The 25553-nt window shown below is 72.7% G+C and carries 29 protein-coding genes; 7 read left to right on the top strand and 22 right to left on the bottom strand.

The features are described from left to right. The first annotated feature begins 241 nt into the window (after nt 1–241). Entirely contained in the window at nt 242–838 is a 597-nt protein-coding gene (locus AB0M63_RS18275) for a hypothetical protein (protein WP_366020079.1), read from the top strand. Nucleotides 839–937: 99 nt separating this feature from the next. Next, on the top strand, nt 938–1360 hold the full coding sequence (locus AB0M63_RS18270) for an Hsp20/alpha crystallin family protein (protein ID WP_355901683.1): 423 nt from the start codon (nt 938–940) through the stop codon (nt 1358–1360). Nucleotides 1361–1882: 522 nt separating this feature from the next. On the opposite strand, the gene AB0M63_RS18265 is transcribed toward AB0M63_RS18270, so the two are convergent. Then, entirely contained in the window at nt 1883–2233 is a 351-nt protein-coding gene (locus tag AB0M63_RS18265) for a metalloregulator ArsR/SmtB family transcription factor (RefSeq protein WP_366020078.1), read from the bottom strand. Nucleotides 2234–2590: 357 nt separating this feature from the next. Continuing rightward, nucleotides 2591–2713, bottom strand: coding sequence for a hypothetical protein (locus tag AB0M63_RS18260; RefSeq protein WP_366020077.1), 123 nt, complete (start codon nt 2711–2713; stop codon nt 2591–2593). Between the two features lie 49 nt (nt 2714–2762). Here AB0M63_RS18260 and AB0M63_RS18255 point away from each other — a divergent pair, with 49 nt between their 5' ends. Beyond that, on the top strand, nt 2763–2933 hold the full coding sequence (locus tag AB0M63_RS18255; RefSeq protein WP_355901681.1) for a hypothetical protein: 171 nt from the start codon (nt 2763–2765) through the stop codon (nt 2931–2933). 147 nt (nt 2934–3080) lie between these two features. Here AB0M63_RS18255 and AB0M63_RS18250 read toward each other — a convergent pair whose 3' ends face one another. From AB0M63_RS18250 to AB0M63_RS18210, 9 genes are all read right to left on the bottom strand, one after another. Next, nucleotides 3081–3494, bottom strand: coding sequence for an anti-sigma factor antagonist (locus AB0M63_RS18250; protein WP_366020076.1), 414 nt, complete (start codon nt 3492–3494; stop codon nt 3081–3083). Between the two features lie 36 nt (nt 3495–3530). Further along, nucleotides 3531–3956 (bottom strand): ATP-binding protein, encoded by a 426-nt coding sequence (locus tag AB0M63_RS18245; protein WP_355901679.1) that lies wholly within the window; start codon nt 3954–3956, stop codon nt 3531–3533. After that, a complete protein-coding gene (locus AB0M63_RS18240; protein WP_366020075.1) occupies nt 3956–4261 on the bottom strand; it encodes a pyridoxamine 5'-phosphate oxidase family protein in 306 nt (101 codons plus the stop codon). Before AB0M63_RS18240 ends, AB0M63_RS18245 begins: the two co-directional genes overlap by 1 nt. Continuing rightward, the gene (locus tag AB0M63_RS18235; protein ID WP_366020074.1) at nt 4258–5988 is read right to left on the bottom strand and encodes a SulP family inorganic anion transporter; all 1731 of its coding nucleotides are present in this window, start codon (nt 5986–5988) and stop codon (nt 4258–4260) included. The genes AB0M63_RS18240 and AB0M63_RS18235 overlap by 4 nt, the downstream gene beginning before the upstream one ends. After that, nucleotides 5985–6326: a metalloregulator ArsR/SmtB family transcription factor gene (locus AB0M63_RS18230; protein ID WP_355901676.1), complete on the bottom strand. Its 342-nt coding sequence runs from the start codon at nt 6324–6326 to the stop codon at nt 5985–5987. Before AB0M63_RS18230 ends, AB0M63_RS18235 begins: the two co-directional genes overlap by 4 nt. A gap of 338 nt (nt 6327–6664) precedes the next feature. Beyond that, nucleotides 6665–7660, bottom strand: coding sequence for a hypothetical protein (locus AB0M63_RS18225; RefSeq protein WP_355901675.1), 996 nt, complete (start codon nt 7658–7660; stop codon nt 6665–6667). Nucleotides 7661–7790: 130 nt separating this feature from the next. Then, entirely contained in the window at nt 7791–8492 is a 702-nt protein-coding gene (locus tag AB0M63_RS18220) for a response regulator transcription factor (protein WP_355901674.1), read from the bottom strand. Between the two features lie 132 nt (nt 8493–8624). Beyond that, a complete protein-coding gene (locus tag AB0M63_RS18215) occupies nt 8625–9287 on the bottom strand; it encodes a CBS domain-containing protein (protein WP_355901673.1) in 663 nt (220 codons plus the stop codon). Continuing rightward, nucleotides 9284–9748, bottom strand: coding sequence for a cyclic nucleotide-binding domain-containing protein (locus AB0M63_RS18210; RefSeq protein WP_355901672.1), 465 nt, complete (start codon nt 9746–9748; stop codon nt 9284–9286). Before AB0M63_RS18210 ends, AB0M63_RS18215 begins: the two co-directional genes overlap by 4 nt. A 258-nt stretch (nt 9749–10006) precedes the next feature. On the opposite strand from AB0M63_RS18210, the gene AB0M63_RS18205 reads away from it, so the two are divergent. The 4 genes from AB0M63_RS18205 (at nt 10007) to AB0M63_RS18190 (ending at nt 15093) form a co-directional block, all read left to right on the top strand. Continuing rightward, on the top strand, nt 10007–12700 hold the full coding sequence (locus tag AB0M63_RS18205; RefSeq protein WP_366020073.1) for a GNAT family N-acetyltransferase: 2694 nt from the start codon (nt 10007–10009) through the stop codon (nt 12698–12700). 11 nt (nt 12701–12711) lie between these two features. Then, nucleotides 12712–13443: a CBS domain-containing protein gene (locus tag AB0M63_RS18200; RefSeq protein WP_355901670.1), complete on the top strand. Its 732-nt coding sequence runs from the start codon at nt 12712–12714 to the stop codon at nt 13441–13443. Between the two features lie 21 nt (nt 13444–13464). Further along, the gene (locus AB0M63_RS18195) at nt 13465–13974 is read left to right on the top strand and encodes a flavodoxin domain-containing protein (protein ID WP_355901669.1); all 510 of its coding nucleotides are present in this window, start codon (nt 13465–13467) and stop codon (nt 13972–13974) included. Nucleotides 13975–14103: 129 nt separating this feature from the next. Next, a complete protein-coding gene (locus tag AB0M63_RS18190) occupies nt 14104–15093 on the top strand; it encodes a hypothetical protein (RefSeq protein WP_355901668.1) in 990 nt (329 codons plus the stop codon). Here the strand turns inward: AB0M63_RS18190 and hypE are convergent, their stop codons facing one another. The 11 genes from hypE to AB0M63_RS18135 all read right to left on the bottom strand — a co-directional run bounded on the left by hypE (nt 15094) and on the right by AB0M63_RS18135 (nt 25517). Then, entirely contained in the window at nt 15094–16128 is a 1035-nt protein-coding gene (hypE, locus tag AB0M63_RS18185; protein ID WP_355901667.1) for a hydrogenase expression/formation protein HypE, read from the bottom strand. Continuing rightward, nucleotides 16125–17240 (bottom strand): hydrogenase formation protein HypD, encoded by a 1116-nt coding sequence (hypD, locus tag AB0M63_RS18180; RefSeq protein ID WP_366020072.1) that lies wholly within the window; start codon nt 17238–17240, stop codon nt 16125–16127. Before hypD ends, hypE begins: the two co-directional genes overlap by 4 nt. Further along, nucleotides 17237–17857 carry a CBS domain-containing protein gene (locus AB0M63_RS18175; RefSeq protein WP_366020071.1) on the bottom strand — a complete coding sequence of 207 codons (621 nt, stop codon included), beginning with the start codon at nt 17855–17857 and terminating at the stop codon, nt 17237–17239. Before AB0M63_RS18175 ends, hypD begins: the two co-directional genes overlap by 4 nt. After that, entirely contained in the window at nt 17850–19211 is a 1362-nt protein-coding gene (locus tag AB0M63_RS18170; protein WP_366020070.1) for a Ni/Fe hydrogenase subunit alpha, read from the bottom strand. Before AB0M63_RS18170 ends, AB0M63_RS18175 begins: the two co-directional genes overlap by 8 nt. Continuing rightward, nucleotides 19208–19960 carry an oxidoreductase gene (locus tag AB0M63_RS18165; protein WP_366020069.1) on the bottom strand — a complete coding sequence of 251 codons (753 nt, stop codon included), beginning with the start codon at nt 19958–19960 and terminating at the stop codon, nt 19208–19210. The genes AB0M63_RS18170 and AB0M63_RS18165 overlap by 4 nt, the downstream gene beginning before the upstream one ends. Before the next feature lies 1 nt (nt 19961). After that, on the bottom strand, nt 19962–20768 hold the full coding sequence (locus AB0M63_RS18160; protein WP_355901662.1) for an FAD/NAD(P)-binding protein: 807 nt from the start codon (nt 20766–20768) through the stop codon (nt 19962–19964). After that, nucleotides 20765–21229: a cyclic nucleotide-binding domain-containing protein gene (locus tag AB0M63_RS18155; RefSeq protein ID WP_366020068.1), complete on the bottom strand. Its 465-nt coding sequence runs from the start codon at nt 21227–21229 to the stop codon at nt 20765–20767. Before AB0M63_RS18155 ends, AB0M63_RS18160 begins: the two co-directional genes overlap by 4 nt. Continuing rightward, complete coding sequence (locus AB0M63_RS18150) at nt 21229–22365, bottom strand: 4Fe-4S dicluster domain-containing protein (RefSeq protein ID WP_366020067.1); 1137 nt, start codon at nt 22363–22365, stop codon at nt 21229–21231. The genes AB0M63_RS18155 and AB0M63_RS18150 overlap by 1 nt, the downstream gene beginning before the upstream one ends. A 114-nt stretch (nt 22366–22479) precedes the next feature. Then, a complete protein-coding gene (locus AB0M63_RS18145) occupies nt 22480–22737 on the bottom strand; it encodes a HypC/HybG/HupF family hydrogenase formation chaperone (protein WP_355901659.1) in 258 nt (85 codons plus the stop codon). A 6-nt stretch (nt 22738–22743) separates the two neighbouring features. Then, nucleotides 22744–25032 carry a carbamoyltransferase HypF gene (hypF, locus tag AB0M63_RS18140; RefSeq protein ID WP_366020066.1) on the bottom strand — a complete coding sequence of 763 codons (2289 nt, stop codon included), beginning with the start codon at nt 25030–25032 and terminating at the stop codon, nt 22744–22746. Next, nucleotides 25029–25517 carry a hydrogenase maturation protease gene (locus AB0M63_RS18135; protein WP_366020065.1) on the bottom strand — a complete coding sequence of 163 codons (489 nt, stop codon included), beginning with the start codon at nt 25515–25517 and terminating at the stop codon, nt 25029–25031. Before AB0M63_RS18135 ends, hypF begins: the two co-directional genes overlap by 4 nt. Nucleotides 25518–25553: the final 36 nt, after the last annotated feature.

The following is a 25553-nucleotide window of genomic DNA, read 5'->3' as shown; positions in this document are numbered from 1 at the left end:
CGAGCCTGTCCGCGGGCGGCGCACCGTATGGGCGGGACACGCCAGAAGTGCCCATCGGGACCCCCGTGTTCCGGATCTCGATCCCGATCTCCCCTACGCGGGGGACCAGTTGGGCCCGGAGGAGAGCCGGACGGCCCGTTGATCGGCCCCCGTCGGCCCCTCTGGCACACGCGCCTCGGATGAGACGTTTCCAGCGACGAACCACAACCGGGTGTGCCGCAGCGCAGAGGAGCGCCGACCGATGGTGAAGACACGACGCATCCGTACGGGAAAGGTGCTGTTCTGGCGGTGGCGCCACAACCCGCTGCGGCGCCCGGGCGACCGCCTGGAGGCCTGGATCGTCCTCGGCGCCTGGCTCCTCGCCCTCGCCGCGGGACTGCTCGCGGGGGTGACGAACGCCGCGCACACGGAGCGGAGCCTGGCAGAGCGCCGTGCGGAACTGGCCCTGACACAGGCCGTGTTGACCGAGAACGCGCCACGGCCCACGACCGCGCCGAGGTATTACAGCGACGACCTGGTGTGGGCGACGGTGCGCTGGACCGCCGCCGACGGAACGGCACGGACGGGCCCTGCCCAGGTCGAAGCGGGTGGGGTGAAGGGCGACCGGGTCACCGTGTGGACCGACACCGACGGCCGGCTGGTGCGCAGGCCGCCCTCCGCCACCGCGGCCCGTTTCCAGACGGACCTCATAGGCGCGTCGACCGGTCTGGCCGCCTGGTGCTTCGTGCTCGTCTGCGGTCGGCTGGTGTGCGTTCGTCTGGAACGCCGGCGGTTGGCGGAGTGGGCCACGGAGTGGGACCGGATCGGTCCGCAGTGGCGGAAACGGATGAACGGCTGACAGGTACCGAACGGGCCCGGCTCAGGACCGACCGGCCCACGCGGACACCCGCCACGGCGCACGATCCTGGAACCAGGAAGACACGAGGAGGAGGGTGAGATGAGCGGCATGATCGAACGGTTGCCCGGCTGGCCGGCCTTCCCCGACCTGTTCGGCTGGGTCGAGGCCGGAATCCCGGCGGTCCACGCGGTTCCCGGGACGCACGGCATCCGCATCGAGGAGAACCTGACGGACGAGACCTACGTCCTGCGGGCCGAACTGCCTGGCATCGACCCGGCCGTGGACGTCGAGATCACCGTCACCGAAGGCATCCTGACCCTGCGGGCCGAACGCACCGAGGAGACCAAGGAGAAGCACCACACCGAGTTCCGCTACGGCACCTTCACCCGCTCCGTGCGGCTGCCGGCCGGCGCCGACGGCGACGAGGCGACCGCGGAGTACAAGGACGGTGTCCTGACCATCACGGTCCCGGTGCCGGGGAAGACGGCAGGCACCAGGACCATCCCCGTGCGGACCGGCTGAGCGCAGGGGCTCACCATGACGCACGGCGTGTGCGCGACCGGGGAGGTGCCCGGTCGCGCACACGTGGCTCGGCCACGAGCGGCACATGGGGCCTTCCCGTCACCCCGGTACAGCATGCCCGCCGCCCGGCCACCGGGGCCGACGCGGCGAGCCCGAGACGGCCGAGGCCCTGCGCGAGCGCATCGACCACACCCTCGGCTGGACCACCGTGGTGCCGGGAGTCGTCGTGCTCGCCAGGCCGCCGGACGGTGCCCGCCGAACGGTTCGCCCGCGGCGAGATCGACGAGGAGGAGTACCGGGGCCGGCTGTCCGTGCTGCGCGAGAACGGGCCCAGCCTCACTGAACACTGATCACGGGCGTCCGCGATCTCCGAACTCCCTTGCCGCTGGACTTGTCCGCAGGTGACCGACGGGTCACCCGCGAGCGGGGTTGCGTCACTCGGAGGTGAAGACGGCCGCCTCCCCTCCCGCAGGACGGAGAGCTGTCAACTCCGAGGAGGCGGCTGTCGATGGTGGGCCGTCGCTACGACGGCGGTTCCGCCCGGGACTGGCCCGCCTGGAGGTTGGCGAGCAGTTCGGCCTGCCCGGCCAGCACCCCGGACAGGATGGTGCGCGCGACCCGCAGCAACTCGGCGATGTACGGGCTGGTCAGCGAGTAGTAGACGGTGGAGCCCTCCTTGCGGGTCACCACCAGGTTCGCCCTGCGCAGCACGGCCAACTGCTGGGAGAGGTGCGCCGACTCGATGCCCACCTCGGGCAGCATCTCCGCGACCGCGTGCTCGCGCTCGCTCAGCAGCTCCAGGACCCGGATACGGGCAGGGTGCCCGAGCGTCTTGAAGAATTCGGCCTTCAGCTGGTAAAGCGGCGTGCTCATCGTGCCGTCACCTCCCCGGCGGAGCAGCACGGTTGTCGCGTCCGGTCCCCGGCGCATCGCATCCACCCATTCGTCAAAGACATGCCGCCCATCCTCGCCTGCGGCAGCGGCCACGCCGAATCCGAGCACGAGGGGCGATGTGACCGGGAGCGGGACCGGCTTCGAGTGGGGCCGGCCGGAGCGGGCCGCCTGGCCGGGGCGGTGGACATCTGGTCGTCGTCGATGTGCTGTCCTCCACGACGGCGGTGAGTGTCGCCGTCGTGGAGGGAGAAGGCCGTCGCCGTCTACGCCCAGCCGTCCGGCGCGCGGACGGCTGACGCCCGCTACGCCGTCACGCCCGACTGCCCCTGGTCGCTCTCACCGGCCCATCTGCGCCACGGCCAGTTCGTCGCGCGCCTGGTGCCGCTGACGCCCGAACGGGGCGGCCGTCGCGGTCGCCGCACTGCCCGGTGTGCGGGTGGTGGCGGCCTGTCTGCGCAACGCGGCAATCATGGCTACCGGATGTTCCGGGGTGCCATAGCCACGGGCGGTGAGCCGGTCGCCGACCGCGATGACGTGGACGGCAGCCCGCGTCCCGCGCTGGAGGACATTCGCGGCGCCGGCGCTGTCACCCTCCGATCTGCACGCGCAGGGCGTGGGACCCATGTCCGCCGCCGGGGCGGCCGCCGCGAAAGCTGCCTATGAGGGCACCGCCGACTGAGGCGCGCGGTCGCCGCATGCACCTCCGGCCGGCAACTCGCGGCGACGGGTGGCGCCCAGGACGTGGCCATCGCGACGAAGGAGGACTTCCGCACCGTCGCACCCCGACGGGACACGGAGGGCGCCTTCGCCCCCGGCCGGCGTGGGGTCACCCGTCCTCGTGGTCCGCGGTCGGCCACCCAGTGGTCCGCCACTCTCGGCGGCCCGCCGCCGGCTCGCCGTTCAGTGCGCTGTGCACCGTGAGCGCGGCGATCAGGTCGGCGTGCACGGGAATGGGCGGGCAGTCGCCCGCCGGAACGAGGGAGCCGTCGGCGGGGATCGCGGCCAGTTCCAGATCTCGGCCCGCTGCGGCCAGACGTCGTGCGGCCTCGGTGATCGCCAACTGCCCCTCGGCCGACCAGCCGCGCAGTCCGGTCAGGTCGACGATGACCGGTCCGCTGCCGCGTCCCACCACCCAGCCGACGGCACCGTCGAAGCGGCGGACGGCGTCCGGGCCCAGGTATCCGGAGACGGACAGGACGCCGAGGTCCTGCTCCGCGGTGTAGCGCCACTCGATGGTCATGGTCGTCAACTTCCTTGCGCGGTCGGCCTGTTCGGTTCAGAGGGGGAGGGTGATCCAGATGCTCTTGCCCTTGCCGTCGGCGTCGCTGCGGACGACCGCGGTGCCGCCCAGGCCGAGGGTGAGCTCCATGACGGTGGCCAGACCGCGGGCACCGGCGTCGGTGGTCGCGCCGTACAGGGCCGGCTGGTGGGGGTGGCGGTCGTGGACGGCGAAGGCCAGGCAGTCCTCACCGGCCGCGTAGATGACGGTCACCTGCGGAGAGACGGTGGCGGCATGCCGGACGCTGTTGGTGACCAGCTCGCTCAGGATCAGCAGGGCCGGGCCGACGGTGGGGTGGCGGGGGCTGATGCGCCACTCGGCCAGTGCCTGCTCCGCGGTCTCCCGGGCCATCCGCACGGCGGAAGGCATCGCGGGCAGTGTCACCACGTGCCGGTGGGGGAGGGCTTCGAGCCGGGTGCTCATCACGCCCCCGCGCGGGTGGGACGGAGTCCGCTCACCATCTGGGGGTGCAGACGCAGCAGGGTGTCGTGCGGGCCGTGACTCCAGCCGGCGAGGGTGCGCAGGTAGTGGGCGGCCACGTCCAGGTCGGTGATCACCTCGACCGGTCCTGCGACGCTGACGCGCCGGCCCGTGCCGGTCGCTTCGCGGACCTCGTCCACATGGGAGGTCGCCCTCAAAGGAACCGCGGCTGCCGAAGCGGGTGGCAGCCACAGGGCCTCCGCCCCGGAGACCTCGACCATGCGCAGCGATGCGGGCGCAGTGCTCATCCGACGGCTTCCTCTGTTTCCTCGCTGACGGGACGGGACGCCCGGGTGGGGAGCGGCATGAGACCGGCACCCTCCAGGTAGGCGCGAGCGCTGTCGATCGCCTCGGGCGTGGTGGCGTACTCACGCCCCTCCAGGCACAGGAGCTCCAGTGCGCCCACCGAGTCCAGGACCTGGCGCTGGCCGAGGCGTATCCCGGAGGTCATGACGACGATGCCGCGCCGCTGCAACTTCTGAACGGCGTCCTTGAGGACGAGAGCACCGGTGGCGTCGATGGTGCTGACGCGGGACATGCGCAGGATGACGACGCGGACGTCGGCGACCTCGGCCAGCTCCAGCAGGAAGCGGTGGGCGGCGGCGAAGAACAGTGGCCCGTCGATGCGGTAGGCCACGATGTGCTCGGCGAGCAGCGCGTGCTCCTCCCCGCTGTGGTCACCCCGGTCCAGCGGCACCTGATCCAGGCGGGCCTGTTTGGCGACCGCCCGCAGCGCCAGGACACCGGCGACCACCAGGCCGATGACCACGGCGTACACCAGGTCGAGGGCGAGGGTCGCGACCGCGGTGAGGACGAGGATCAGGGCGTCGGAACGCGTGGCCCCGGCCATCGCCCGAAGCGAGCCGACCTCGACCATGCGGACCGCCGTGGCCAGCAGCACGCCCGCGAGCGCGGCGAGCGGGATCCTGGAGACCAGGGGCGCGGCGGCGAAGACGATCACGGCGAGGACCAGGGCATGGGTGAGCGCCGCCAGCCGGGACCCGGCGCCGGTACGGACGTTGACCGCGGTGCGCGCGATGGCACCGGTCGCCGGGACGCCGCCGAACAGCGGGGCCACCACGTTGGCCAGTCCCTGCCCGAACAGTTCGCGGTCCGGATCGTGCCGCTGGCCCACCGTCATGCCGTCGGCGACCGAGGCCGACAGCAGGGACTCCAGCGCGGCCAGCGCTGCCACCGCCATCGCCGGGGCCAGCAGCGAGCCGAGCGCACCCGGATCGAGGAAGGCGAGGGACGGCGCGGGCAGGCCGGACGGCAGATCGCCGATCGGCTTCGCCGCGTCCAGCCCCGCCGCCTGCGCCACGACCGTCGCGCCGATCACCGCGACGATGGAGAACGGGATCGCGGGCCGCCACCGGGCGCCGATCAGCATGACGGCGGCGACCGCCAGGGCGAAGGCCGGGGCGGTCCGGTTCGGGTGCTCGGCGAACTCCGCCAGTGCGCGCCAGGTGACCACCAGCACCCGGTCGCCGTCCGGCTTGGGCACCCCGAGCGCGTTCGGGACCTGCTGCAGGCCGATCACGCAGGCGATACCGAGAGTGAAGCCCTCCACCACCGGCGCGGGCACGTACTGCATGTACTTTCCGGCCTTGAGCAGGGCGAGCGCGACGAGCATCGCCCCCGCCATCAGCCCCACCGTGAGCACTCCGGACGGCCCGTGCTCGGCGACGATCGGCACCAGCACCACGGTCATCGCGCCGGTCGGGCCGGACACCTGCACATTGGATCCGCCGAAGACCGCGGCGAGCGCGCCGGCGATGACCGCGGTCGCCAGCCCTGCCTCGGCGCCGAGCCCGGAGGAGACGCCGAAACCGAGCGCGAGCGGCAGCGCGACGACCGCCACCGTCAGACCGGCCAGCAGGTCCCGGCGCGGGTCGCGACGTGCCTCCAGCAGATCACCGCGGCCGGGCAGCAGCACCGCGAGCCGGGCCCGCGCCCGGCCGAGAGGGATCCTCATCGCGCGGCGACCTCGGCTTCCCGCAGCTCGGCCAGCAGCTCGTTCCGTCCCGCGAGCATCTCGGTCAGGATCCGCCGCGCTGCCTGCATCAGGTCCGCCACGTCCCCGCCGGCGAGGGCGTACACCACCGTCGAGCCCTCGCGCCGGTTGGTGACGATGCCCGACCGGCGCAGCACCGCGAGCTGCTGCGACAGGCTGGAGGGCTCCACCTCGATCGCGGCCAGCAGTTCCCGTACCGGCATCGGGCCGTCCTGCAGCAGCTCCAGCACCCGTATCCGTACGGGATGCCCCAGCATCCGGAAGAACTCGGCCTTGGCCTGATACAGCGGAACCGACACGACGAGCCCCTCATTTCCCACTTCGGACGCCTGACCCTGGGGGATGCGGATCGCCGCGCCCATAGCTACCTGCCAACACAGTAAACAGAGCATCTAACCAATTGCGAAATTATGCAATTAAGCATCTCGTGGATGGAGGGCTGGAGTCCGTCCGCGGACGGGACGGCGGGCATGAGATGAAGCGGAGTCCGATCGACGGAAGCTGACCACCCCCTGCATCCATGGCGCGGGAAGTATCCACGAGTGGCAGTGCCCCGCGCCGGAGGACGTCGGCGAGCTGTCCGCGGAGCGGTGCGCGGAAGGCGCGGACCCGGTGCCGTACCGAGGTGGGCCCCGGCTCAGCCCGGTGCCGCGAGCCGGTCCCGCTCCAGCGACTGCGCCGCCGTACGACGCGGGGAGGCCGGCCCCTCCGGGCCGTAGCCCAGACGGATGACCATCTGGGCGTGCGCCCGCCCGTCCTCCGGTCCACGGACCAGTTCCCCGCGCAGGTCGGGCCACTCCATGGCCTGATGCAGCAGCGAGGCCCGTACGCCGTGGACCGTCGCGACCAGCAGGGCGTGCTGGAGTGCCTGCCCGGCCCGCAGCCAGTCCGCCCGGCGGTCGTGTGCCGTGGACAGTACGGCGATCGTCGGCCGTTCCTCGAAGACGCGGGCGGCGAGTGCGGCGGGGTGGCGATGGGCGCCGAAGTCCCGCATCGGGACCCGGTCGCGGTAGTCCTGCGGCCCGACGGCCGTCGGCGGTATGCCCAGCGCGGCGGCGTCCGGCTCCCGGACCCAGCGGCGGCTCTCCGAGGAACGGTCGCGGTCGGCCGTGGTGCGCCGCTCCGCCTCCAGCGTCACCCGCAGCAGGCGGTCCCGCTCGTCCGGGTCGGCGAAGCCGAGCAGCGCCCCGTCGGCGTGCGCGGCCTCGGCCAGCTCGCTCAACAGGGCGGTGGGCAACGGCCGTTCGGAGAACGGGAAGCGGCTGCTGTGCCGGCGCCACACGGCGTCGTACAACCCCGGAGCCGGCGAGATGCGCGTGGGTCCGCCGAGGCGGACGGCGGCCAGCAGGCCCGGCTCGGCGGGACTGGGCAGCACTCGGGTCACCGGTTCCCAGCCGTGGTGCGCGACCGCCAGCCGCAGGTTGAACAGCGCGCAGCCGACCGAGAGGTGCAACGCCCGTCCGGCCGGGTCGATGTGCCGTAGACCGCGGTTCGCGGCGGCCCGGATCTCCAGCGCGGGCGTGTCCGGGTCCAGCCGGAACCGCCAGGGCTGCGTGTTGTGGATCGAGGGGGCGGCCACGGCGGCGGAGATCAGTTTCTCCAGTGTCGCCACGTCGAGCAGCGCGGTGGACATGAGGGTCTCCTCCCCGCCCTCTGCCGAAGGGGCGGTGGAACTGGTCGATGACCCTCTCCACAGTGGCCCCGCCCGACCTTGCGGGGCAGGGGCCGTACGGTCCCCGCCCCGCGCCGTACGGCCCCGGAACTCACCGCGGACGCGGGGCGTCCTGTTCGGACTGCTCCAGGTGCGAGGCGAGCACAGCGGCCTGCACCCGGCGCTGCACGCCCAGCTTGGCCAGCAGCCGGGAGATGTGGTTCTTGACCGTCTTCTCCGACAGATAGAGCTTCTTGCCGATCTCGCGATTGGTCAGGCCGTCCCCGATGAGCGCCAGGATCTCCCGCTCGCGCGGGGACAGGCCGGCCAGTTCGGGCGCCACCTCCGGCGCACCGGCCGGCTCGGCGCGCAGGGAACGCATCAGCCGGGCCGTCGTCGCCGGGTCGAGCATCGACTGGCCCGAGGCGACCGTGCGCACCGCCGAGACCAGGTCCGAGCCCTTGATCTGCTTGAGCACATAGCCGGACGCACCGGCCATGATCGCGTCGAGCAGCGCCTCCTCGTCGTCGAACGACGTCAGCATCAGGACGGCCAGCTCCGGCATGTTGCTGCGCAGCTCACGGCAGACGGAGATGCCGTCGCCGTCCGGCAGCCGCACGTCCAGCACGGCCACGTGCGGCCGTACCGCGGGAGCCCGTACGAGGGCGTGCTCCACGTTCCCCGCGTCGCCGACCACGCTGATGTCCGGCTCGGAGTCCAGCAGGTCGGACAGGCCGCGGCGGACCACCTCGTGGTCGTCCAGCAGGAAGACGCGGATCGGGTCCTGCGCCGTGAAGGTACGTGCCTCGGTCATGACGACCCCTTGTTCCCCGGTGTGAGACGTACTCCGGACGTCCGTGCCCACGATCATCACGTGCCGGGGCCGGTCGTACTAGGGCCGACCGGCCCCACTTCGACCATGGTGCACCCTGGGGAACCCCTGTCGTCAGACCGCGGACGGGTTCTGTCCGTCCAGTGCGAAGCGCACGTCCACCACTCCTTCGACCGCCCGCACCAGACGGGCCGCCACGGGCACCAGGGAGGTGTCGCGGACCCGGCCGCCGAGCGTCACGACGCCCTCGGCGACCTCCACCCGCACCTGCGAGTCCGGGGCGGGGAAGAGGTAGGCGGCCACCTCCCGGCGGACCTCCTCCGCGATCTCCTCGTCCTCGCGCAGGAACACCTTCAGCAGGTCGGCCCGGCTGACGATGCCCAGCAGCCGGCGGTCGTCGTCGACCACGGGCAGCCGCTTCACACGGGCCCGCACCATGTCCCGCGCGGCCTGCGCGAGCGTGGCGTCCGCCGGGACGGTCAGGGCGGGCGAGGTCATCAGCTCGGCGGCCGTGACCGAGCCGGCCTTGCGCAGGTCGGACAGCCTCCGCAGCTGGGTGTACCGGTCGGGGTCGCTGTCGCGGAACTCCTCCTTGGGCAGCAGATCGGCCTCGGAGACCACCCCGAGGACCCGGTCCGCGCCGTCCACCACCGGCAGCGCGCTGACCTTGCGCTCCTGCATGGTCCGCACGATGTCCTTGAAGGACGCCGCGCCGTCGACGGTGGCGACCGAGCGGGTCATCACATCGCTCACGATGTGCGGGGATCCCGTCGTCATCGGGGGCTCCCGCTGCCGTAGGGGCCGTACAGGTCCAGCAGCCGGGTGCGTGCCGCGCGCAGCCGGTGCCCCACGACCTGGCCCACCCACTCGGCGACGGCGAGCCCGAACCCCGGATCCTGCCGGCACGCGGCACGCACGGCCTCGGCGTCGAACTCGTAGACCCGGAGCGGGGTCACCGCCTCGGCACCCAGATGCCAGGTGTGCGGGGCGAACAACCAGGACCAGCCGACCAGTTCGTTGTGGCCGAGGGACTCGATGACGGCCGCCCGGCGGCCGGGTACGTGCATGTCGAGGTCGACCGTGCCGCTGCGGATGATCCAGAAGCGGCTCGCGCGGCGGTCCTCCTCGAAGAGCCGGGTGCCCTGGGGATACGACACCTCGTGGGCCAGCTCCATCAACCGCTCCCGGTACTCGGCGGGGAGCGCGCGCGGCATGCTCATGGTTACCGGACCGTTCATGGCGTGCCTCCAGTAAGGCGTACGGAACTGCCACCTCCAGGGTGTGCCCACCGGCTTTGCCCGGACCATGGGCCACCCGGCCCTGCGGAGGGGCCACCCGGCAGGTCACGGCTCCCGCGCGCCATCGGCCGTGGAACGCCCGGAACGGGCCCCCATCAGGGGCCGACCGGCCCTCGATCCGCACCCGGACAGCCCATGGGAGCGCGGCCCGTCCCGGCGGACGCTCGGAGTGTCAACAGACCTGGAAGGGATTCCGCGATGACGCACGACGCGCTCAGCAGGCCCACCGTCCACGCCCTGCTCGCGGACGGCACCACGGTGTGCATCAGGCAGACACGGCCCGGCGACCACGACCAACTGCGGGGCTTCTACGAGGAGATGTCCCCGGAGAACCTGCGGCTGCGCTTCTTCGGGATCAGCCGACGCGCGGGCGAGATGGCCGCCGAACGGGCGTGCGCGTCCCCGCACCCCGGATACCGCGCCCTCATTGCCGAGACCCTGGGCCGGATCGTCGGGCTCGCCGAGTACGACACCTCCGGCACCGGCACGGAGGCCGACATCTCCATCGCGGTCGCCGACGGACTGCACCACCGGGGCGTCGGCACACTGCTGGTCGAACACCTCGTCTCCGCGGCCCGGGCCGAGGGCATCACGATGTTCACGGCCGACGCTCTCAGCGAGAACCGCGAGGTGCTGCAACTCTTCGCCGACCTCGGTCTGCGCACCGTCCGCCGCTTCGAGGGACCCGAGACGCGCTGCACCCTCGCCCTCGACGAGAGCGAGGGGTATCTGTCGGCCACCGAGGAGCGGGGCCGGGCGGCCGATGTCGCCAGCCTCGAACCGCTGCTGCGGCCGGACGCGGTGGCCGTCGTCGGTGCCGGCCGCAAGCCGGGCTCGGTGGGCCGGGCGGTCCTGCACCACCTGCGCTCCGGCGGCTTTACCCGGCGTCTGTTCGCCGTGAACCCCGCCGCGACCTCGATCCTCGGCGTGCTGGCGTACCCCTCGGTGGCGGCCCTGCCCAGGATCCCCGACCTGGTCGTCGTGGCCGTACCCGCCGCAGCGGTCCCGGCGACGGCCGAGGAGTGCGGGAAGGCGGGCGTCCGGGCCCTCCTCGTCATCACCGCTGGTCTCGACGCCGACCACGCGCGGGAGTTGATGGCCCTCTGCTGGACGTACGGCATGCGGCTCGTCGGCCCCAACTGCCTCGGCGTCTCCAACACCGACCCGGCCCTGTCCCTGGACGCCACCTTCGCCGCCGACCATCCGAGCCCCGGCACCGCCGGTGTCGCCGTGCAGTCCGGGGGAGTGGGCATCGCCCTCCTGGACGGCATGTCCCGGCTGGGCATAGGCGTCTCGTCCTTCGTCTCCCTCGGCGACAAGTTCGACGTCAGCGGCAACGACATGCTCCAGTGGTGGGAGAGCGACGGCCGCACCGATCTGGCCCTGCTGCACCTGGAGTCCTTCGGCAACCCGCGGGCCTTCTCCCGCACCGCCCGGCGCGTGACCCGCCGTATGCCCGTGCTGACCGTCGACGCCGGCCGTACCGACGCGGGCCGCCGCGCCGCCGCCTCGCACACCGCGGCCGCGGCCACCCGCACCATGACCCGCGGCGCCCTGTTCACCCAGGCCGGCATCACCGCCACCCGCTCGGTCGGCGAACTCCTGGAAGCCGCGGCCCTGTTGCACGCCCAGCCGCTGCCCGCGGGCTCTCGCGTGGCGATCCTCACCAACGCGGGCGGCGCCGGCGTGCTCGCCGCCGACGCCTGTGCCGAGGCCGGACTGAACCTGCCGGCGCCGACCCCGCAACTCATCGACGACCTGCTCGCCGTACTCCCCGAGGGCGCCGCCGCCGGAAACCCCGTCGACGCCACCGCGGCCGTCACCGAGGAGCAACTCGCCCACTGCGTGGACCGGATCATGCGCCACAACGGATTCAACGCCGTCCTCGTGGCCCTGGTCCCGACGGCGGTCGCCGAGGCGACCGGCGACGACCTCGTCCGGGCCCTCACCCGCGCACCCGCCCGACGAACCAAGCCGATCGCCGTGGTACGGCTCGAACAAGCCCTGCCCGTCGAGCTGTTGGCGACCACGGACGGCGGCGCGATCCCCTCGTACGCCGAACCCCAGGCGGCCGCACGGGCGTTGGCGCACGCGGCCCGCCGCGCGGCCTGGATCGCCCGCCCCGTCGGCACCGTCCCGGCCCTCGACGACGTCGACACCGACCGTGCCCATGCCGTGGTCGAGGCCTACCTCGACGCCCACCCCGACGGCGGCTGGCTCGACCCCCGCGGGTGCGCCGAACTCCTCGGCTGCTACGGCATCCCGCTGTCCCCGTGGGCCTGGGCCGAGACCGAGGACGACGCCGTCCTCGCCGCCGACCGGCTGCGCGGCGCCGACGGCCGGGTGGTCATGAAGGGCCACTGGCCGGGCCTCCTGCACAAGTCCGTCGAACACGCGATCCACCTCGATCTGCGCGGCGACTCCCAGATACGCGCCGCCTTCCGCGACCTGGAGACCCGGTTCGCCGGCCGGCTGACGGGCGTGGTCCTGCAGCCCCTGGCCGACCGCGGCACCGAACTGTTCGCGGGCGTGGTCCAGGACGAGGTCTTCGGACCGCTGGTCCTGTTCGGACTCGGCGGCACGGCCACCGAGATCCTCGCCGACCACGCGGCCCGCCTGGCACCGCTCACCGACGACGACGTGCACGACCTGATCACCTCCCCGCGCTGCGCCCCGCTGCTCTTCGGCGCGGACGGCGCGCGATCCGTCGACCTCGAAGGCCTCGAACAGGTGCTGCTGCGGCTGTCCCGGATGGCGAGCGACCTGCCGCAACTGGCCGAGGCCGACTTCAACCCCGTTCTCGCGACACCGGGCCGGGTCACCGTGCTCGACGCGCGCGTGCGCCTGCTGCCCCGCCGGCCGCAGGACCCCTATCTGCGCCGACTCCGCTGAGGAGGAGAACCATGAAGCACGACAAGGTCGGCTCCGTGATGACCACGGAGGTCGTCCGGGCCACGTACGGCACGCCCTTCAAGGAGGTGGCCCGGCTGCTCGGGGCGCACCGCGTCAGCGGGCTGCCGGTGGTCGACGAGGACGAGAAGGTCCTCGGAGTCGTCTCGGAAACGGATCTGATGATCCGGCAGGCCGAGACACCGGACCCGTACGAGCCCAGGAAGCACTCCCGGCTCGCCGGTCTGACCCGGCGGGGCAGGACGCGGGCCGTGAAGGCCGGGGCGCGTACCGCCGGCCGGCTGATGACCGCGCCGCCGGTCACGGTGCACGCCGAGAACACGATCGTCGAGGCCGCCAGGACCATGGCGAAGCACCGGATCGAGCGGCTGCCCGTCCTCGACGAGGAGGACCGGCTCGTCGGCATCGTCACCCGCCGCGACCTGCTGACGGTGTTCCTGCGGCCCGACGCGGAGATCCGCGCCGTGGTCGAGGAGGAGGTGCTGCGACGGGCGCTGTGGATTCCGGCGCACACCGTCGATGTCTCCGTCGTCGAAGGAGTGGTCACCCTCACCGGCCGCATGGAACGCAAGAGCGAGACGGAGATCGCCGTCTCCATGACCGGCCAGATCGACGGCGTGGTCGCGGTCGTCGACCAGCTCACCTTCCGTCTGGACGACACGCACACGCGACCCGAACAGCCCGCCGTCCCGGGTATCCGCAACGACTGGTCGCACAGGATGTGACGGGAAAGGAGGCGGACCGCCATGCATGCGAGTGTGCTGGTCGCCTACGGAACGAAGAACGGATCGACCGCGAGGATCGCGGAGGTGGTGGCCGACGTCCTGAACAAGGCGGGCGTCACCGCCGAGGCGATGCCCGCGGCGGCGGTCCCCGATGTGAAACCGTACGGTGCCGTCGTGATCGGCGGCGCCCTGTACGCCGGACGCTGGCACAGCGACGCCCGCCGGTTCCTGGGCCGGCACCGCCGCGCCCTGGCCGGGCGGCCGGTGTGGCTGTTCAGCAGCGGCCCGCTCGACGCGTCGGCCACGGAGAAGGACATCCCACCGGTGGCCGGAGTGCGGCGCGCCATGACCCGGCTCGACGCCCGCGGGCACGTCACCTTCGGCGGCTGCCTGGAGGAGGGAGCACAGGGGCGTATCGCCCGGGCGATCGTGCGGAACGGAAAAGGCGGGGACTTCCGCGACTTCGCCCGGATCGAGACGTGGGCGGCGGGGATCGCCGACGAGCTGCTCAAGCAGCGGAACGCGGCCTGAACTGCCGGAGCGGACAAGCTCCTTGGCCCTCTTCGACCCGACACGAGAGCGGTCCCCGGCAGCCCGGCCGGGGACCCTGGGAATGGACGGTTCACGAACGATGGACGGTCCGCGAAAGGCGGGATCACCATGTCCGTGTCGTACGAGAAAGCCGGTCACGCGGCGATGCACCTCGCTCGCGCCGCGTCCCTCGCGCCCTCCCCGCACAACAGCCAGCCCTGGTTCTTCGTCGAGGAGGGCCACGACCACGGCTTCGAGGTGCACGCCGACGCCGGGCGCCGCATGATCCTCACCGACCCCGGCGGCCGGCAGATGATCATCGCCTGCGGGGCGGCGCTGTTCAACGCGCGGATGGCCGTACGGCACCTCGGCTTCCGGCCGACCGTCGAGCTGCTGCCCGAGCCCGGGAACCCCGCCTTCCTGGCCCGCGTGGGATACGCCGTCCACGCCCCGAGCACCCCCGAGGAGGCGGAACTCGTCGCCGCGATGGCCGAACGCCACACCCACCGCGGCCCGTTCACCGGTGAACCGCTGTCCGAGGACCTCCTGGAGGAACTGCGCGAGCACGCCCGGGTCGAGGGCGCCGTCTTTCAGGTCCTCGACGAGCCCGAGGACCTGGACGTGCTGGCGCAGCTGGTGCGCACGGCCGAGGACGTGCATCGCGCGGACCCGGGGCACACCGCCGAGGTGAGGCGCGGCCTCGGGTTCGGTGGAATACCTGTCGAGGCCTGCCGGTACCACCCGGACTGCACACTCCTCGCCGGTCGTGACTACCTCGACCTCGCTCGCCGGTACATCGTCCCGGCCCGCAGGCGCGGCCTGGGGACCGGCACCGTCGCCACGCTGTCCACCCCGCGCGACGACCGTCAGGACTGGCTGCGGTCGGGACAGGCGCTGCAACGCGTCCTGCTGGCCGCGGCCGCGCGGGGGGTCATGGCCGCCTTCCACCCGCAGCCCCTCGAACTGCCCGCCCTGCGCGCGGTGGTGCGCCGACGCCTGACCGCCGGGAACTTCCCGCAGATGGTGCTGCGGCTCGGCCGTCCCGCGCAGACGTGGACCGCTCCGCGCCGTGCGCCCTCCCGGGCCCTCGTGCGCGAGGGTGCCCCGGCGCGGTACTGATCAGCAGATTCTGGGGAGTTGCTCCCCGAGCGGCATCTCCACGATGCGCCGGGCGCCCACCAGAGTCCGCAGCGTCACCCGTCCCGGGGGACCCTCGGGCAGCACCTCGCCGACGCGCACTGCCTGCGCACCTTCGGCGAGTGACCGCATCGCGCCGAGTGCGGCATCGGCGGCGTCCGCGGCGACGAAGGCGACCACGCACCCCTCGTTGGCGACGACCAGCGGGTCCAGGCCGAGCAGGTCACAGGCGGAGGCGACCGCCTCCGGCACGGGTACGGAGCCCTCCTCGATCTCGACGGCGACGGACGAGTCGCGGGCGATCTCGTTGAGGGAGGCGGCGAGCCCGCCCCGGGTAGGGTCGCGCAGCACATGGACGTCGGCACCGAGCGGTGCCAGGGCACGCACCAGGTGATGCAGGGGCCGGGAGTCGGACGCGATGTCGCTCTCGAAACCGAGGCCCTCACGGGTGCTGAGCACGGTCGTGCCGTGCAGCCCGATCGGCCCGGACAGCAGCACCGCGTCGCCCGGGCGGGCCAGCGCGGCGGACGGATACAGGGAGCCGTGCCGCTGCCCGACGCCGGTGGTGTTGATGAACAACCTGTCGGCGGCGCCGCGGCCCACGACCTTGGTGTCGCCGGTGATCACCGGCACGCCCACGTCCTGGGCCGCCTTCCCCAACGAGGCCATGACGGACCGGAGTTCGGCCAGCGGCAGCCCTTCTTCGACGATCAGGGAGACCGTCAGGGCGAGCGGCCACGCGCCGCGCATCGCGAGGTCGTTGACCGTGCCGTGCACGGCGAGCGAGCCGATGTCCCCGCCCGGGAAGAACAGCGGGCTGACGACGAAACTGTCGGTGCTGATCACCAGTTCCCGGTGGCCCGGCAGCAGCGCCGCGTCCTCCATCGGACCCCGAGCATCGCCCAGGGCGGGCAGGATCAGCCGGTCGAGCAGTTCCTCGGTGAGCCGGCCGCCGGCGCCGTGGCCCAGCAGCACGACCTCGTCCTCGTGACGGGGGGTGGGGCAGTCGATGGTCATGGCGTGCTCCTCGAAGACGCGGGGCCGGATGTGCGTCCGGCCGCGTGGAAGGCCGCGCACGTGCCCTCGGACGACACCATCGGCGCGCCGAGCGGGTGACGCGGGGTGCACCGGGTGCCGTAGGCGGCGCAGTCGGTGGGCAGCCTCGCCCCGGTCAGGATCGCGCCCGCGATGCACGCGGGGTCCTCCACCGGCCGCAGTCCGCCCACGTCGAACCGGCGGGCCGCGTCGAACTCCGCGTACTTCTCGGCGAGTTCGAGTCCGCTGTCGGACAGGACACCGATGCCGCGCCAGGCCCGGTCGGTGACATGGAAGACCTCGCGGACGGCGTCCTGGGCGGCGGTGTTGCCCGAGCGCCGTACGGCCCGCACGTACTGGTTCTCCACCTCCGCCCGCCCGGACTCCAGTTGACGGACCGTCATCAGAATCCCCTCCAGCAGATCGAGCGGTTCAAACCCGGTTACCACGATCGGCACCCGGTAGCGGGCGGCGATCGGCTCGTACTCCCGCCAGCCCATCACCGCGCACACATGCCCGGCCGCCAGGAACGCCTGCACCTCGCAGTCCGGGTCGTCGAGCAGCGTGGTCATCGCGGGCGGCACCAGTACATGGCTGACCAGCATCGAGAAGTTCGTCAGCCCGAGGCGGGCCGCGTGCAGCACCGCCGTCGCGTTGGCGGGCGCCGTCGTCTCGAAGCCGACCGCCAGGAAGACGACCTCCCGGTCCGGGTGGGCGGCGGCCAGCCGCACGGCGTCCATCGGGGCGTACACCACACGGACGTCCGCGCCGCGTGCCCGCAGCGACAGCAGGTCGGTGTCGGTGCCGGGCACGCGCAGCATGTCGCCGAAGCTCGTGAGGATCACACCGGGCCGGGGGGCGACGGCCATGGCCCGGTCCAGGGTCTCCAGCGGGGTCACGCAGACCGGGCAGCCGGGGCCGTGGATCATCCGCATCCCGGCGGGCAGCAGCTCGTCGATCCCCTGGCGGACCAGGGTGTGGGTCTGGCCGCCGCACACCTCCATGATCTGCCAGGGCGAGGTGGCCGTCCGCCGCAGCTCGTCCAGCAGTTGCCGGGCGAGCACGGGATCGCGGTACTCGTCGAGGTACTTCATCGGTGCGTCAGGTCGAGCCGGACGTCGACGACGCCCTCCACCGCCCGCACCGCACGTGCGATCACGGGCACGAGCAGCCGGTCCGGCAGCGAGCCACCGAGGGTGACCACGCCCTCGTTCACCTCGACCGTCAGCGGCTCGGTGACCGGGAGCCGGTTCAGCACACCGTCCCGGACCTCCGCCGCGATCTCCGTGTCCTGGCGCAGGAACACCTTGAGCAGGTCGCCGCGGCTGACCACGCCCTGCAGCAGTCCGACGCCGTCCACGACGGGCAGTCGCTTGACGTGCCTGCGGGCCATGATGCGGGCGGCCTCCGCGACGGAGGCGTCGGCGTGGACGGTCACCACGGGCGTGCTCATCAGCTGGCCCGCGGTGATCGCGCCGGCCTTCGTCTGCACGGCGGCATCACCCTCGTCGGTGTCCCGGAACTCCTCCTTGGCCAGCAGGTCAGCCTCGGAGACCACCCCGACGACCCGGCCCTCACCGGCCAGCACCGGCAGGGCGCTGACCTTCCACTCGTCGAGCAGCCGGGCGACCTCCTTGAAAGGCGCCTCGCTGCCGACGGCGACGACGGTGTGCGTCATCACATCGCTCACGGTGTACGGAGATTCAGGCATGGCGGCCTCCCGTGGTCGCTCCCGAGGTACGGACGATCGTCAGGTCGAGGAAGTGGGTGGAACAGGAGATGCACGGGTCGTGATTGCGGATGGCCCGCTCGCACAGGGACGTCAACTCGACGTCGTCCACGTCGCGTTCACGGATCGCGGTCTGGGCCAGCCGGCGCAGGTCGTCCTCGATCGCGGCCTGGTTCTGCGCGGTCGGCGGCACCATCGTGGCGTCGGTGACGATCCCCTCGGCGTCGATCGCGTACCGGTGGTAGAGCACCCCGCGCGGCGCCTCGGTGGCACCGTGCCCGACACCCGCGACCGGCGGTACCTCCGTGTACGGGCGCGCGGGCGGCTCGTAGGAGCCGATGATCCGCAGCGCCTCGTCGAGGGCGTACACCGTCTCCACCGCCCGCACCAGGATGGACCGGAACGGATTGCGGCACACGGCCCCCTCGCGCGGATCGCCCAGCCCCGCCGCCACGGCCGCCTCCAGCGCCACCGGCGACAGCAGCGCACCGCTGATCGCGAACCGGGCCAGCGAGCCGGTGAGATGCAGCCGCCCGTCCAGGCGGGACTGCAGCGCGGTGGAATGGGCCACATGGGTCTCGGCGACGTGCTCGGTGAACTCGCGTACGGGGAAAGACCACTTGGTCCCATCGGCGCGCAACACGGTCGGCGTGCCGCCCTCGATCGCGTAGGTGTCCGGGGCGGCCAGCGCGAGCAGATCGGCGTCGGTGCGCGCGTCGGGGAACTCGAAGCCCGCCACCCAGCGCACGGTCTCCCACGCGTCGTCCAGCGCCCGCTTCAACTGCTGTGCCAGTGGCCGCAGTTCATCGCGAGCCGGAGCGCGGTAGAAGCCGCCCAGGCGCACGTTGACCGGATGGACGGCCCGTCCTCCGACCAGCTCCATCAGGTCGTTGCCCGCCTTCTTCAGCCGCAGCCCGCGCTCGACCTCGGCCCGGTGTGTGCGGGCGAGTTCGATCGCGCTCGCGCGGCCCAGGAAGTCAGGGGCGTGCAGCAGGTAGATGTGCAGCGCCTGGCTCTCGATCCACTCGCCGCAGTACAGCAGCCTGCGCAGATCCCGGATCACCGGGTCTACGGTCACTCCGCACGCGTCCTCGATCGCCGCGCAGGCGCTCATCTGGTAGGCCACCGGGCAGATCCCGCACACCCGCGCCGTGATGTCCGGCGGCTCGGTGTACGAACGGCCGCGCAGGAAGGCCTCGAAGAAGCGCGGCGGTTCGTAGATCTCCAGCCGTGCCGCGGTGACCGTGCCGTCGTGGACGTGCAGGCTGAGCGCACCCTCGCCCTCGACCCGGGACAGCGAGCCGACGTGCAGGACACGGGATCCACGGTGCGTCACTGGTCCAACTCCTTGTCGAACGCGAGGGCGTTGAAGGTGTGCAGGTACCGCAGGACGGCGTCCTCGTCGAGGCCGTCGCGGCGCAGCAGCGGGATCAGCGCGGGCAGGTTCACCGAGCCGGACGGCCCGAAGCAGCCGAAGCAGCCGCGCCCGTACGCCGGACACAGTGCCCCGCATCCGGCATGGGTGACGGGGCCGAGGCAGGGGGTGCCGTGCGCGACGGTGACGCAGACGGTGCCGCGTCGCTTGCACTCGAAGCACACGCTGTGGTTCGGCACGTCCGGCTTGCGGCCGGCGAGGAACGCGGTGATGACCTCGATCAGTTGCCGGCGGTCGATCGGGCAGCCGCGCAGTTCGAAGTCGACGTCCACATGCGCCGACACGGGGGTGGAGGTGGCCAGCGTCGAGATGTACTCGGGGTGCGCGTAGACCGTGCGCCGGAACTCGTCGACGTCCGCGAAGTTGCGCAGGGCCTGGATGCCGCCGGCGGTCGCGCACGCGCCGATGGTCACCAGGTGGCGGGAGGCGGCGCGGATCTCGCGGATCCGCTCGGCGTCGGCGGCCGTGGTGACCGAACCCTCGACCAGGGACAGGTCGTACGGTCCGGGCAGCACCGCGCTGGACGCCTCCAGGAAGTGCGCGATGTCCACCTCGCCGGCCAGCGCCAGGAGTTCGTCCTCGCAGTCCAGCAGGGTGAGCTGACAGCCGTCGCAGGAGGCCAGCTTGAACACGGCGAGCTTGGGTGCCATCTCACAACTCCCTTACGGAGAGGAGCGGTTCGGCGCGCTCCCAGTCCACGACGGGACCCTCCTGACACACCAGCAGAGGGCCGAGCTGGCAGTGCCCGCAGTGTCCGGTCGCGCAGCGCATGTTCCGTTCCAGCGAGACCCGGATCCGGTCGCGGCGCATGCCGCGGTGGGCCAGTTCGCGGGCGGTGGCCCGGATCATCGGCTCGGGGCCGCAGACGAACGCCCACGCGCTCGCCGGCTCGAAGTGCGCCCGGCCCAGCAGTTGGGTGACCACGCCGACGTCACCGCGCCAGTCGGGGTCGGGCTGGTCCACCGTCACTCCGGTGTACGCCGTGCCCCAACTCTCCACTTCCTTGAGGGAGATGAGGTCGCCCGGGGTCCGGGCGCCGACCAGGACGTTGACGCGGCGGTAGGCCGAGGGGTCGGCCAACGCGTCCAGGACCAACGGCCGCAGCGGAGCGAAGCCGATACCGCCCGCCACAACCACCACGTCCCGGCCGCGCGCCCGCTCCAGGTCCCAACCGGTGCCGTACGGACCGCGGATGCCGATCACATCGCCGACCCGGGCGGAGCACAGCCCCTCGGAGACCGCGCCCACCGAACGCACTGTGTGCGCGAGGCCGCCTGTGGACTGCACGGAACTCACCGAGACCGGTATCTCGCCGCGACCGAAGGAGTGCACCATCGCGAACTGCCCCGGCAGGAAGTCGGGGAGCGCCGAACCGACCGGCTCGAATCGCAGCGTGACGGTGTCCGCGGTCTCCGGCCGACGGGCGACGACGCGATGAGGGACCGGCACGACGGTCACAGCTCCTCCTTCGTCTCGTAGATCCCGTACAGGTCGACCAACCGGGCACGGGCCGCGTTCAGCCGGTGGGCCAGCACCCGGCCCACCCAGTGCTCGACGGCACGTCCGAACTCGGCATCGTCCAGGCACATCAGGCGTACCGCGACGGCGTCGAACTCGTAGGCCTGCAACCGGGTCACGGCCCCCGCGCCGAGCTGCCAGACGAACGGCTCGTACAGCCAGGACCAGCCGACGAGGTCGCCGATGCCCAGGGTCTCGACGACCGGCGGGCGGCGGCCCGGCACATGCATGTCGAGGGCCGCCGTACCGCTGCGGACGATCCAGAAACGGTCGGCGTGCACGCCCTCCTCGAAGAGCCGGGTGTCCGGCGGGAAGGTCACCTGGCGGCCGACGCGGAGCAGCCGCTCGCGGTGTTCGGCGGGCAGTGCGTGGTTCATACGCAGGGCGATCGAGGGGGCCATCAGTCCGTCTCCGCTCCGAGTTCGGTCTCCAGTGCGGCCACTTCCTCCGTGATGTCGATGCCGGCCGGGCACCAGGCGATGCAGCGCCCGCAGCCGACGCAGCCGGAGGTGTCGAACTGGTCGTGCCAGGTGGAGAGTTTGTGGGTCAGCCACTGGCGGTAGCGGCTGCGGGCCGTGCGGCGCACCGGACCGCCGTGCAGATACGAGAAGTCCAGGTCGAAGCAGGAGTCCCAGCGCTGCCGGCGCTCGGTGTGGTCACCGGTCAGGTCGGTGACCTCCTCCGTGGTGGTGCAGAAGCAGGTCGGGCACACCATGGTGCAGTTGCCGCAGGTCAGACAGCGGGCGGCGACGTCGTTCCACCGCTCGGCGTCCAGACTCGAACCCATCAGGGCGCGCAGGTCGACCGGGGGCAGCGAGCGGCCCATGCGGTCGCGGGCCGCCTCGACCGAGGTCCGGGCCGTGGCCTCGGTGACCGTGTCGGGCGTGCGGTGGGGCACCTGCTCCAGCAGCCGCGCACCCGCCTCGCTGCCGACGCGCACGAAGAACCGGTGACCGTCCTCGTCGACCACCTCGGTCAGCGCCAGGTCGTAGCCGGGGTCCGCGGCGGGCCCGCCGCCGGTGGAGACACAGAAGCAGGTCGCGCCGGGCTCGGTGCACTCGGCGGCGATGAGCAGCGCGCCGGTGCGGCGCCGGCCGTAGCCGGAGTCCTCGTACTGTCCACTCGTCAGGACCCGGTCCTGGATCGCGATGGCCCGCAGATCGCACGGGCGCACGCCGAGGAACGCGTACGAGGGCGCGTCCGTCTCGTCGGCGGTGAAGGAGACCTCTCCCTCCGGCGTCCGGTCGGCACTCCACAGCCGCTCACGGGACGGGTGCAGGAAGTTCTTCCAGGACTGCGGGCCCGCGCTGTGCGCGAAGGCGGCCCCGTCCTCGCGGTGCGCCAACCGGTAGCGTCCGGCGTCCAGCTCGACGCCCCAGCCGTAGGGCAGCGCGTCGGCCGAGGTCAGCTCCGCGAGGACGACCGCCCCGTCGCGCACGGTCGGCCCGACGACGGTCCGCCCCTGTGCCACCAGCACGGTGACCAGCGTGTCCAGGCCGTTCCGGTCGAGCACGGCCGAGGCCGGAGTGGCGGTCATGACGGTCCTCCTTGTCCGGGGCGGATCGTGCGTCTCCACTTCAAGATTCCGGTGCGCGGGGGTGTCGGCGGCATGGGCCGACCGGCCCTGAACGCGAGCCGAACCGACCGGGCCCTAGGGCAGCGGCTCACCCAACTCGCCCTCGACCGCCCCCGCCATCGCCCGCAACACCTCCAGCGTCCTGCGCGCCTCCACCTCGTCGACCCGGGTGATCGCGAACCCCACATGCACGACGACGTACGACCCGACACCGGCATCGGGGGTACAGCTCAGACAGACCTCGCGCCGCACCCCGCCAAAGTCCACGGTGGCCATGCGCAGCCCCGCGTCGTCATGGATCTCCACGATCCGGCCCGGGATACCGAGACACATCCGCGTTCACCTCTCCCCGGCCAGCCGCGCGGCCGCGACCGCCGCCTGGCCGTAGCTGATGCCACCGTCCCCGACCGGGACCTGACCGCCGACCAGTACCCGCAGGCCCTGCGCGTGCAGTCGCCGCCTCACCTCGGTCAGCAGCCGCCGGTTCACGAAACAGCCGCCGCCCAGGCACACCGTGCGCGGCGCGCCGTCGGCCACCGCACGGGCGACGAGATCCGCCGTGGCGATCGCCAGCGTCAGATGGAAGGCCGCCGCCAGCAGACGCGCCGGCTCCCCGCCCAACTGCCGTTGCAGGAGGTCGACGAGGGTGGGTGCGGGGTCGTACACCCACAGACCGCGCGCCCGTACGATCCGGTGGTCCAGCGGTACCGCGTGCAGATCGCCGGCCGCGGCCTCCAGCAGGACGGCCGCCTCACCCTCGTAGCCGACCCGGTCGCATAGCCCGAGCAGCGCGGCGACCGTGTCGAACAGGCGTCCGGCACTGGAGGCCCTCGGACAGTTGACGTCCCGGGCCACCATCGCGCGTACCGCGGCGGCCTCGGTCGGGTCGAGCCGTTCGGTGAACCGCCGGGTGAGCCAGGGGTACGGCCGTGGGGAACCCAGCGTCTCACCGCCGAGCAGCCACCCCAGCGCCGTACGGGACGGATGGCGTACGGCCGCGTCGCCGCCGGGCAGGGGCGCGGTCGCGAACCGTCCCGCGCGGTGGTATCCGCTGAGGGTGGCCACGAGGATCTCGCCACCCCACAGGGTGCCGTCGTCGCCCAGCCCCAGCCCGTCGTAGGCGACTCCGAGGAAGGGGCCCCGTACTCCGTGCTCGGCGGCGCAGGCCGCGACGTGGGCGTGATGGTGTTGCACGGGGATCCGGCGCAGTGACTGTTCCTCGGCCCACCGGGTGGAGAGATAGCCCGGATGCAGGTCGTGGGCGAGGACCGTGGGCTCGATTCCGGTCAGCCGTTTGAGGTGTTCGTACGACGCCACGAACGCCTCGTGGGTCGTCATGTCCGCCAAGTCGCCGGTGTGCGGGCCGAGATGGGCCCGGCCGTCGGCGGCCAGGGTGAAGGTGTGCTTCGACTGGGCGCCGACGCCCGCGACGGGTTCCCGCACGGCCAGCGGCACGGCGGCGGGGGCCAGCCCGCGGGCCCGGCGGATCGTGATCCGGGCCCGTCCGGCGAACTGCACCACGGAGTCGTCGTAGCGGGAGCGGATGGGCCGGTCGTGGGTGAGGAAGCCGTCCGCGACGCGGGCCAGTGTGCGGTGGGCCTCGGTGTCGTCGATCGCGATGGGCTCGTCGCTGAGGTTGCCGCTGGTGACGACGAGCGGGCGGGCCACCTCGTCGAGCAGCAGATGGTGCAGACCGGTCGTGGGCAGGAACAGGCCGACGCGGGACAGGCCGGGGTGCACCTCGGAGGCGAGCGGCGGCGCGCCCCGCCACCGGCGTCGGGCGAGCAGCACCACGGGGCGTTCCGGAGACGTCAGGGCCTCCTGCTCCGTGGCACCGATCCGTGCCAGGCGGCGGGCCGTGGCGAGGTCGGGGACCATCACGGCGAGGGGCTTCGCCGGGCGGTGCTTGCGCTTCCGGAGCCGGGCCACGGCCGCCGACTCGCCCGCGTCACACAGCAGTTGGTAGCCGCCGAGGCCCTTGAGCGCGACGATTCCGCCCTCGGCGAGGGTCTTCACGGCCGCCCGCAGCGCCTCCTCGCCGCGCAACTCGCCCCAGGCAAGCCGTGGACCACAGGCCGGGCAGGCGACGGGCTCGGCGTGGAACCGCCGGTCGGCCGCGTCGGCGTACTCGGCCGCGCACTCCGCGCAGAGCGGGAAGCGGCGCATGGCAGTGCGGATCCGGTCGTAGGGCAGGTCCTCGATGATCGTGGCGCGCGGCCCGCAGTCCGTGCAGTTGATGAAGGGGTAGCGGTGCCGACGGTTTCGCGGGTCGCGCAGTTCGCGCAGACAGGCCTCGCAGATCGCCGCGTCGGGCGGGATCTCGAGCTGCGTCGGGTCGGTGGCGCCGGGTGGGCTGGGCCGGACCTGGAAGCCGTGACAGGGGGCGGACCGGGTTGGAACGGCGGCCAGTTGGACCCGGCGTACCCGGGCGAGGGCCGGCGGGGCCGTCCGCAGGCGGGTCGCGAACTCCGCTATGTCCAGGGGCGGTCCGGCCACCTCGCCCTCCACGTGACCGTTGATGTTCGCCACCCAGCCGTCCAGACCGAGCCCGACGGCGGTGCGGTACACGAACGGCCGGAAGCCGACGCCCTGGACGGTGCCCTCCACGTGGAAGCGCCGCACGGTCATGCCGGCCTCCCGGTCAGCACGTCGTCCTCGACCGCCGCGACGAGGGGTTCCACGCGGGCCGCGACGGCGGGGGAGAGACCGGTGCCGAACTCGCTGTCGGCGCCCTCCACGGCGTAGACGACCAACTGACGCGGCAACAGGCCGAGGACCCGGGCGAGTTCGACGGCCTCGCCGAGACCCAGCCCGTGCGAACTGGTCGCCGACGGCGGAAGGAGGTGCGCGGAGTCCAGTGCGAGGCGGTGTACGCGGCCGGGTGTGCCCGGGTGGGCGTGGGCCGCGTCCACGACCACGGCGAGATCGGCGCTCTCCCACAGCCCGATCAGCCGACCGGGGTCGCCGTCGCACACCGACAGGACGGTGTCCGGCGGCAGCGGGTGTTCGACGGCCCGCTCCCGCAGCCGGGCGATGACGGCCGGGCCCACCCCGTCGTCGCGCCGGAACGCGTTGCCGACGCCGATGACGGCGATCGCGGTGCGTGTCCTCATGTCCGCCAGGGTGGGCCGCCCCGGCGGGAGCCCACA

It is taken from the genome of Streptomyces sp. NPDC051576 (genome assembly GCF_040681835.1).
Taxonomy (GTDB): Bacteria; Actinomycetota; Actinomycetes; order Streptomycetales; family Streptomycetaceae; genus Streptomyces.
The sequence above is the reverse complement of the archived record's forward strand: the minus strand, read 5'-3'. Positions and strand labels throughout refer to the sequence as shown.

Coding starts and splice junctions, on each gene's coding strand:
- AB0M63_RS18275 (WP_366020079.1), top strand. CDS start 242: ATGGTGAAGACACGACGCATCCGTACGGGAAAGGTGCTGTTCTGGCGG.
- AB0M63_RS18270 (WP_355901683.1), top strand. CDS start 938: ATGAGCGGCATGATCGAACGGTTGCCCGGCTGGCCGGCCTTCCCCGAC.
- AB0M63_RS18265 (WP_366020078.1), bottom strand. CDS start 2,233: ATGAGCACGCCGCTTTACCAGCTGAAGGCCGAATTCTTCAAGACGCTC.
- AB0M63_RS18250 (WP_366020076.1), bottom strand. CDS start 3,494: ATGACCATCGAGTGGCGCTACACCGCGGAGCAGGACCTCGGCGTCCTG.
- AB0M63_RS18245 (WP_355901679.1), bottom strand. CDS start 3,956: ATGAGCACCCGGCTCGAAGCCCTCCCCCACCGGCACGTGGTGACACTG.
- AB0M63_RS18240 (WP_366020075.1), bottom strand. CDS start 4,261: ATGAGCACTGCGCCCGCATCGCTGCGCATGGTCGAGGTCTCCGGGGCG.
- AB0M63_RS18235 (WP_366020074.1), bottom strand. CDS start 5,988: ATGAGGATCCCTCTCGGCCGGGCGCGGGCCCGGCTCGCGGTGCTGCTG.
- AB0M63_RS18225 (WP_355901675.1), bottom strand. CDS start 7,660: ATGTCCACCGCGCTGCTCGACGTGGCGACACTGGAGAAACTGATCTCC.
- AB0M63_RS18220 (WP_355901674.1), bottom strand. CDS start 8,492: ATGACCGAGGCACGTACCTTCACGGCGCAGGACCCGATCCGCGTCTTC.
- AB0M63_RS18215 (WP_355901673.1), bottom strand. CDS start 9,287: ATGACGACGGGATCCCCGCACATCGTGAGCGATGTGATGACCCGCTCG.
- AB0M63_RS18210 (WP_355901672.1), bottom strand. CDS start 9,748: ATGAACGGTCCGGTAACCATGAGCATGCCGCGCGCGCTCCCCGCCGAG.
- AB0M63_RS18205 (WP_366020073.1), top strand. CDS start 10,007: ATGACGCACGACGCGCTCAGCAGGCCCACCGTCCACGCCCTGCTCGCG.
- AB0M63_RS18200 (WP_355901670.1), top strand. CDS start 12,712: ATGAAGCACGACAAGGTCGGCTCCGTGATGACCACGGAGGTCGTCCGG.
- AB0M63_RS18195 (WP_355901669.1), top strand. CDS start 13,465: ATGCATGCGAGTGTGCTGGTCGCCTACGGAACGAAGAACGGATCGACC.
- AB0M63_RS18190 (WP_355901668.1), top strand. CDS start 14,104: ATGTCCGTGTCGTACGAGAAAGCCGGTCACGCGGCGATGCACCTCGCT.
- hypE (WP_355901667.1), bottom strand. CDS start 16,128: ATGACCATCGACTGCCCCACCCCCCGTCACGAGGACGAGGTCGTGCTG.
- hypD (WP_366020072.1), bottom strand. CDS start 17,240: ATGAAGTACCTCGACGAGTACCGCGATCCCGTGCTCGCCCGGCAACTG.
- AB0M63_RS18175 (WP_366020071.1), bottom strand. CDS start 17,857: ATGCCTGAATCTCCGTACACCGTGAGCGATGTGATGACGCACACCGTC.
- AB0M63_RS18165 (WP_366020069.1), bottom strand. CDS start 19,960: ATGGCACCCAAGCTCGCCGTGTTCAAGCTGGCCTCCTGCGACGGCTGT.
- AB0M63_RS18155 (WP_366020068.1), bottom strand. CDS start 21,229: ATGGCCCCCTCGATCGCCCTGCGTATGAACCACGCACTGCCCGCCGAA.
- AB0M63_RS18150 (WP_366020067.1), bottom strand. CDS start 22,365: ATGACCGCCACTCCGGCCTCGGCCGTGCTCGACCGGAACGGCCTGGAC.
- AB0M63_RS18145 (WP_355901659.1), bottom strand. CDS start 22,737: ATGTGTCTCGGTATCCCGGGCCGGATCGTGGAGATCCATGACGACGCG.
- hypF (WP_366020066.1), bottom strand. CDS start 25,032: ATGACCGTGCGGCGCTTCCACGTGGAGGGCACCGTCCAGGGCGTCGGC.
- AB0M63_RS18135 (WP_366020065.1), bottom strand. CDS start 25,517: ATGAGGACACGCACCGCGATCGCCGTCATCGGCGTCGGCAACGCGTTC.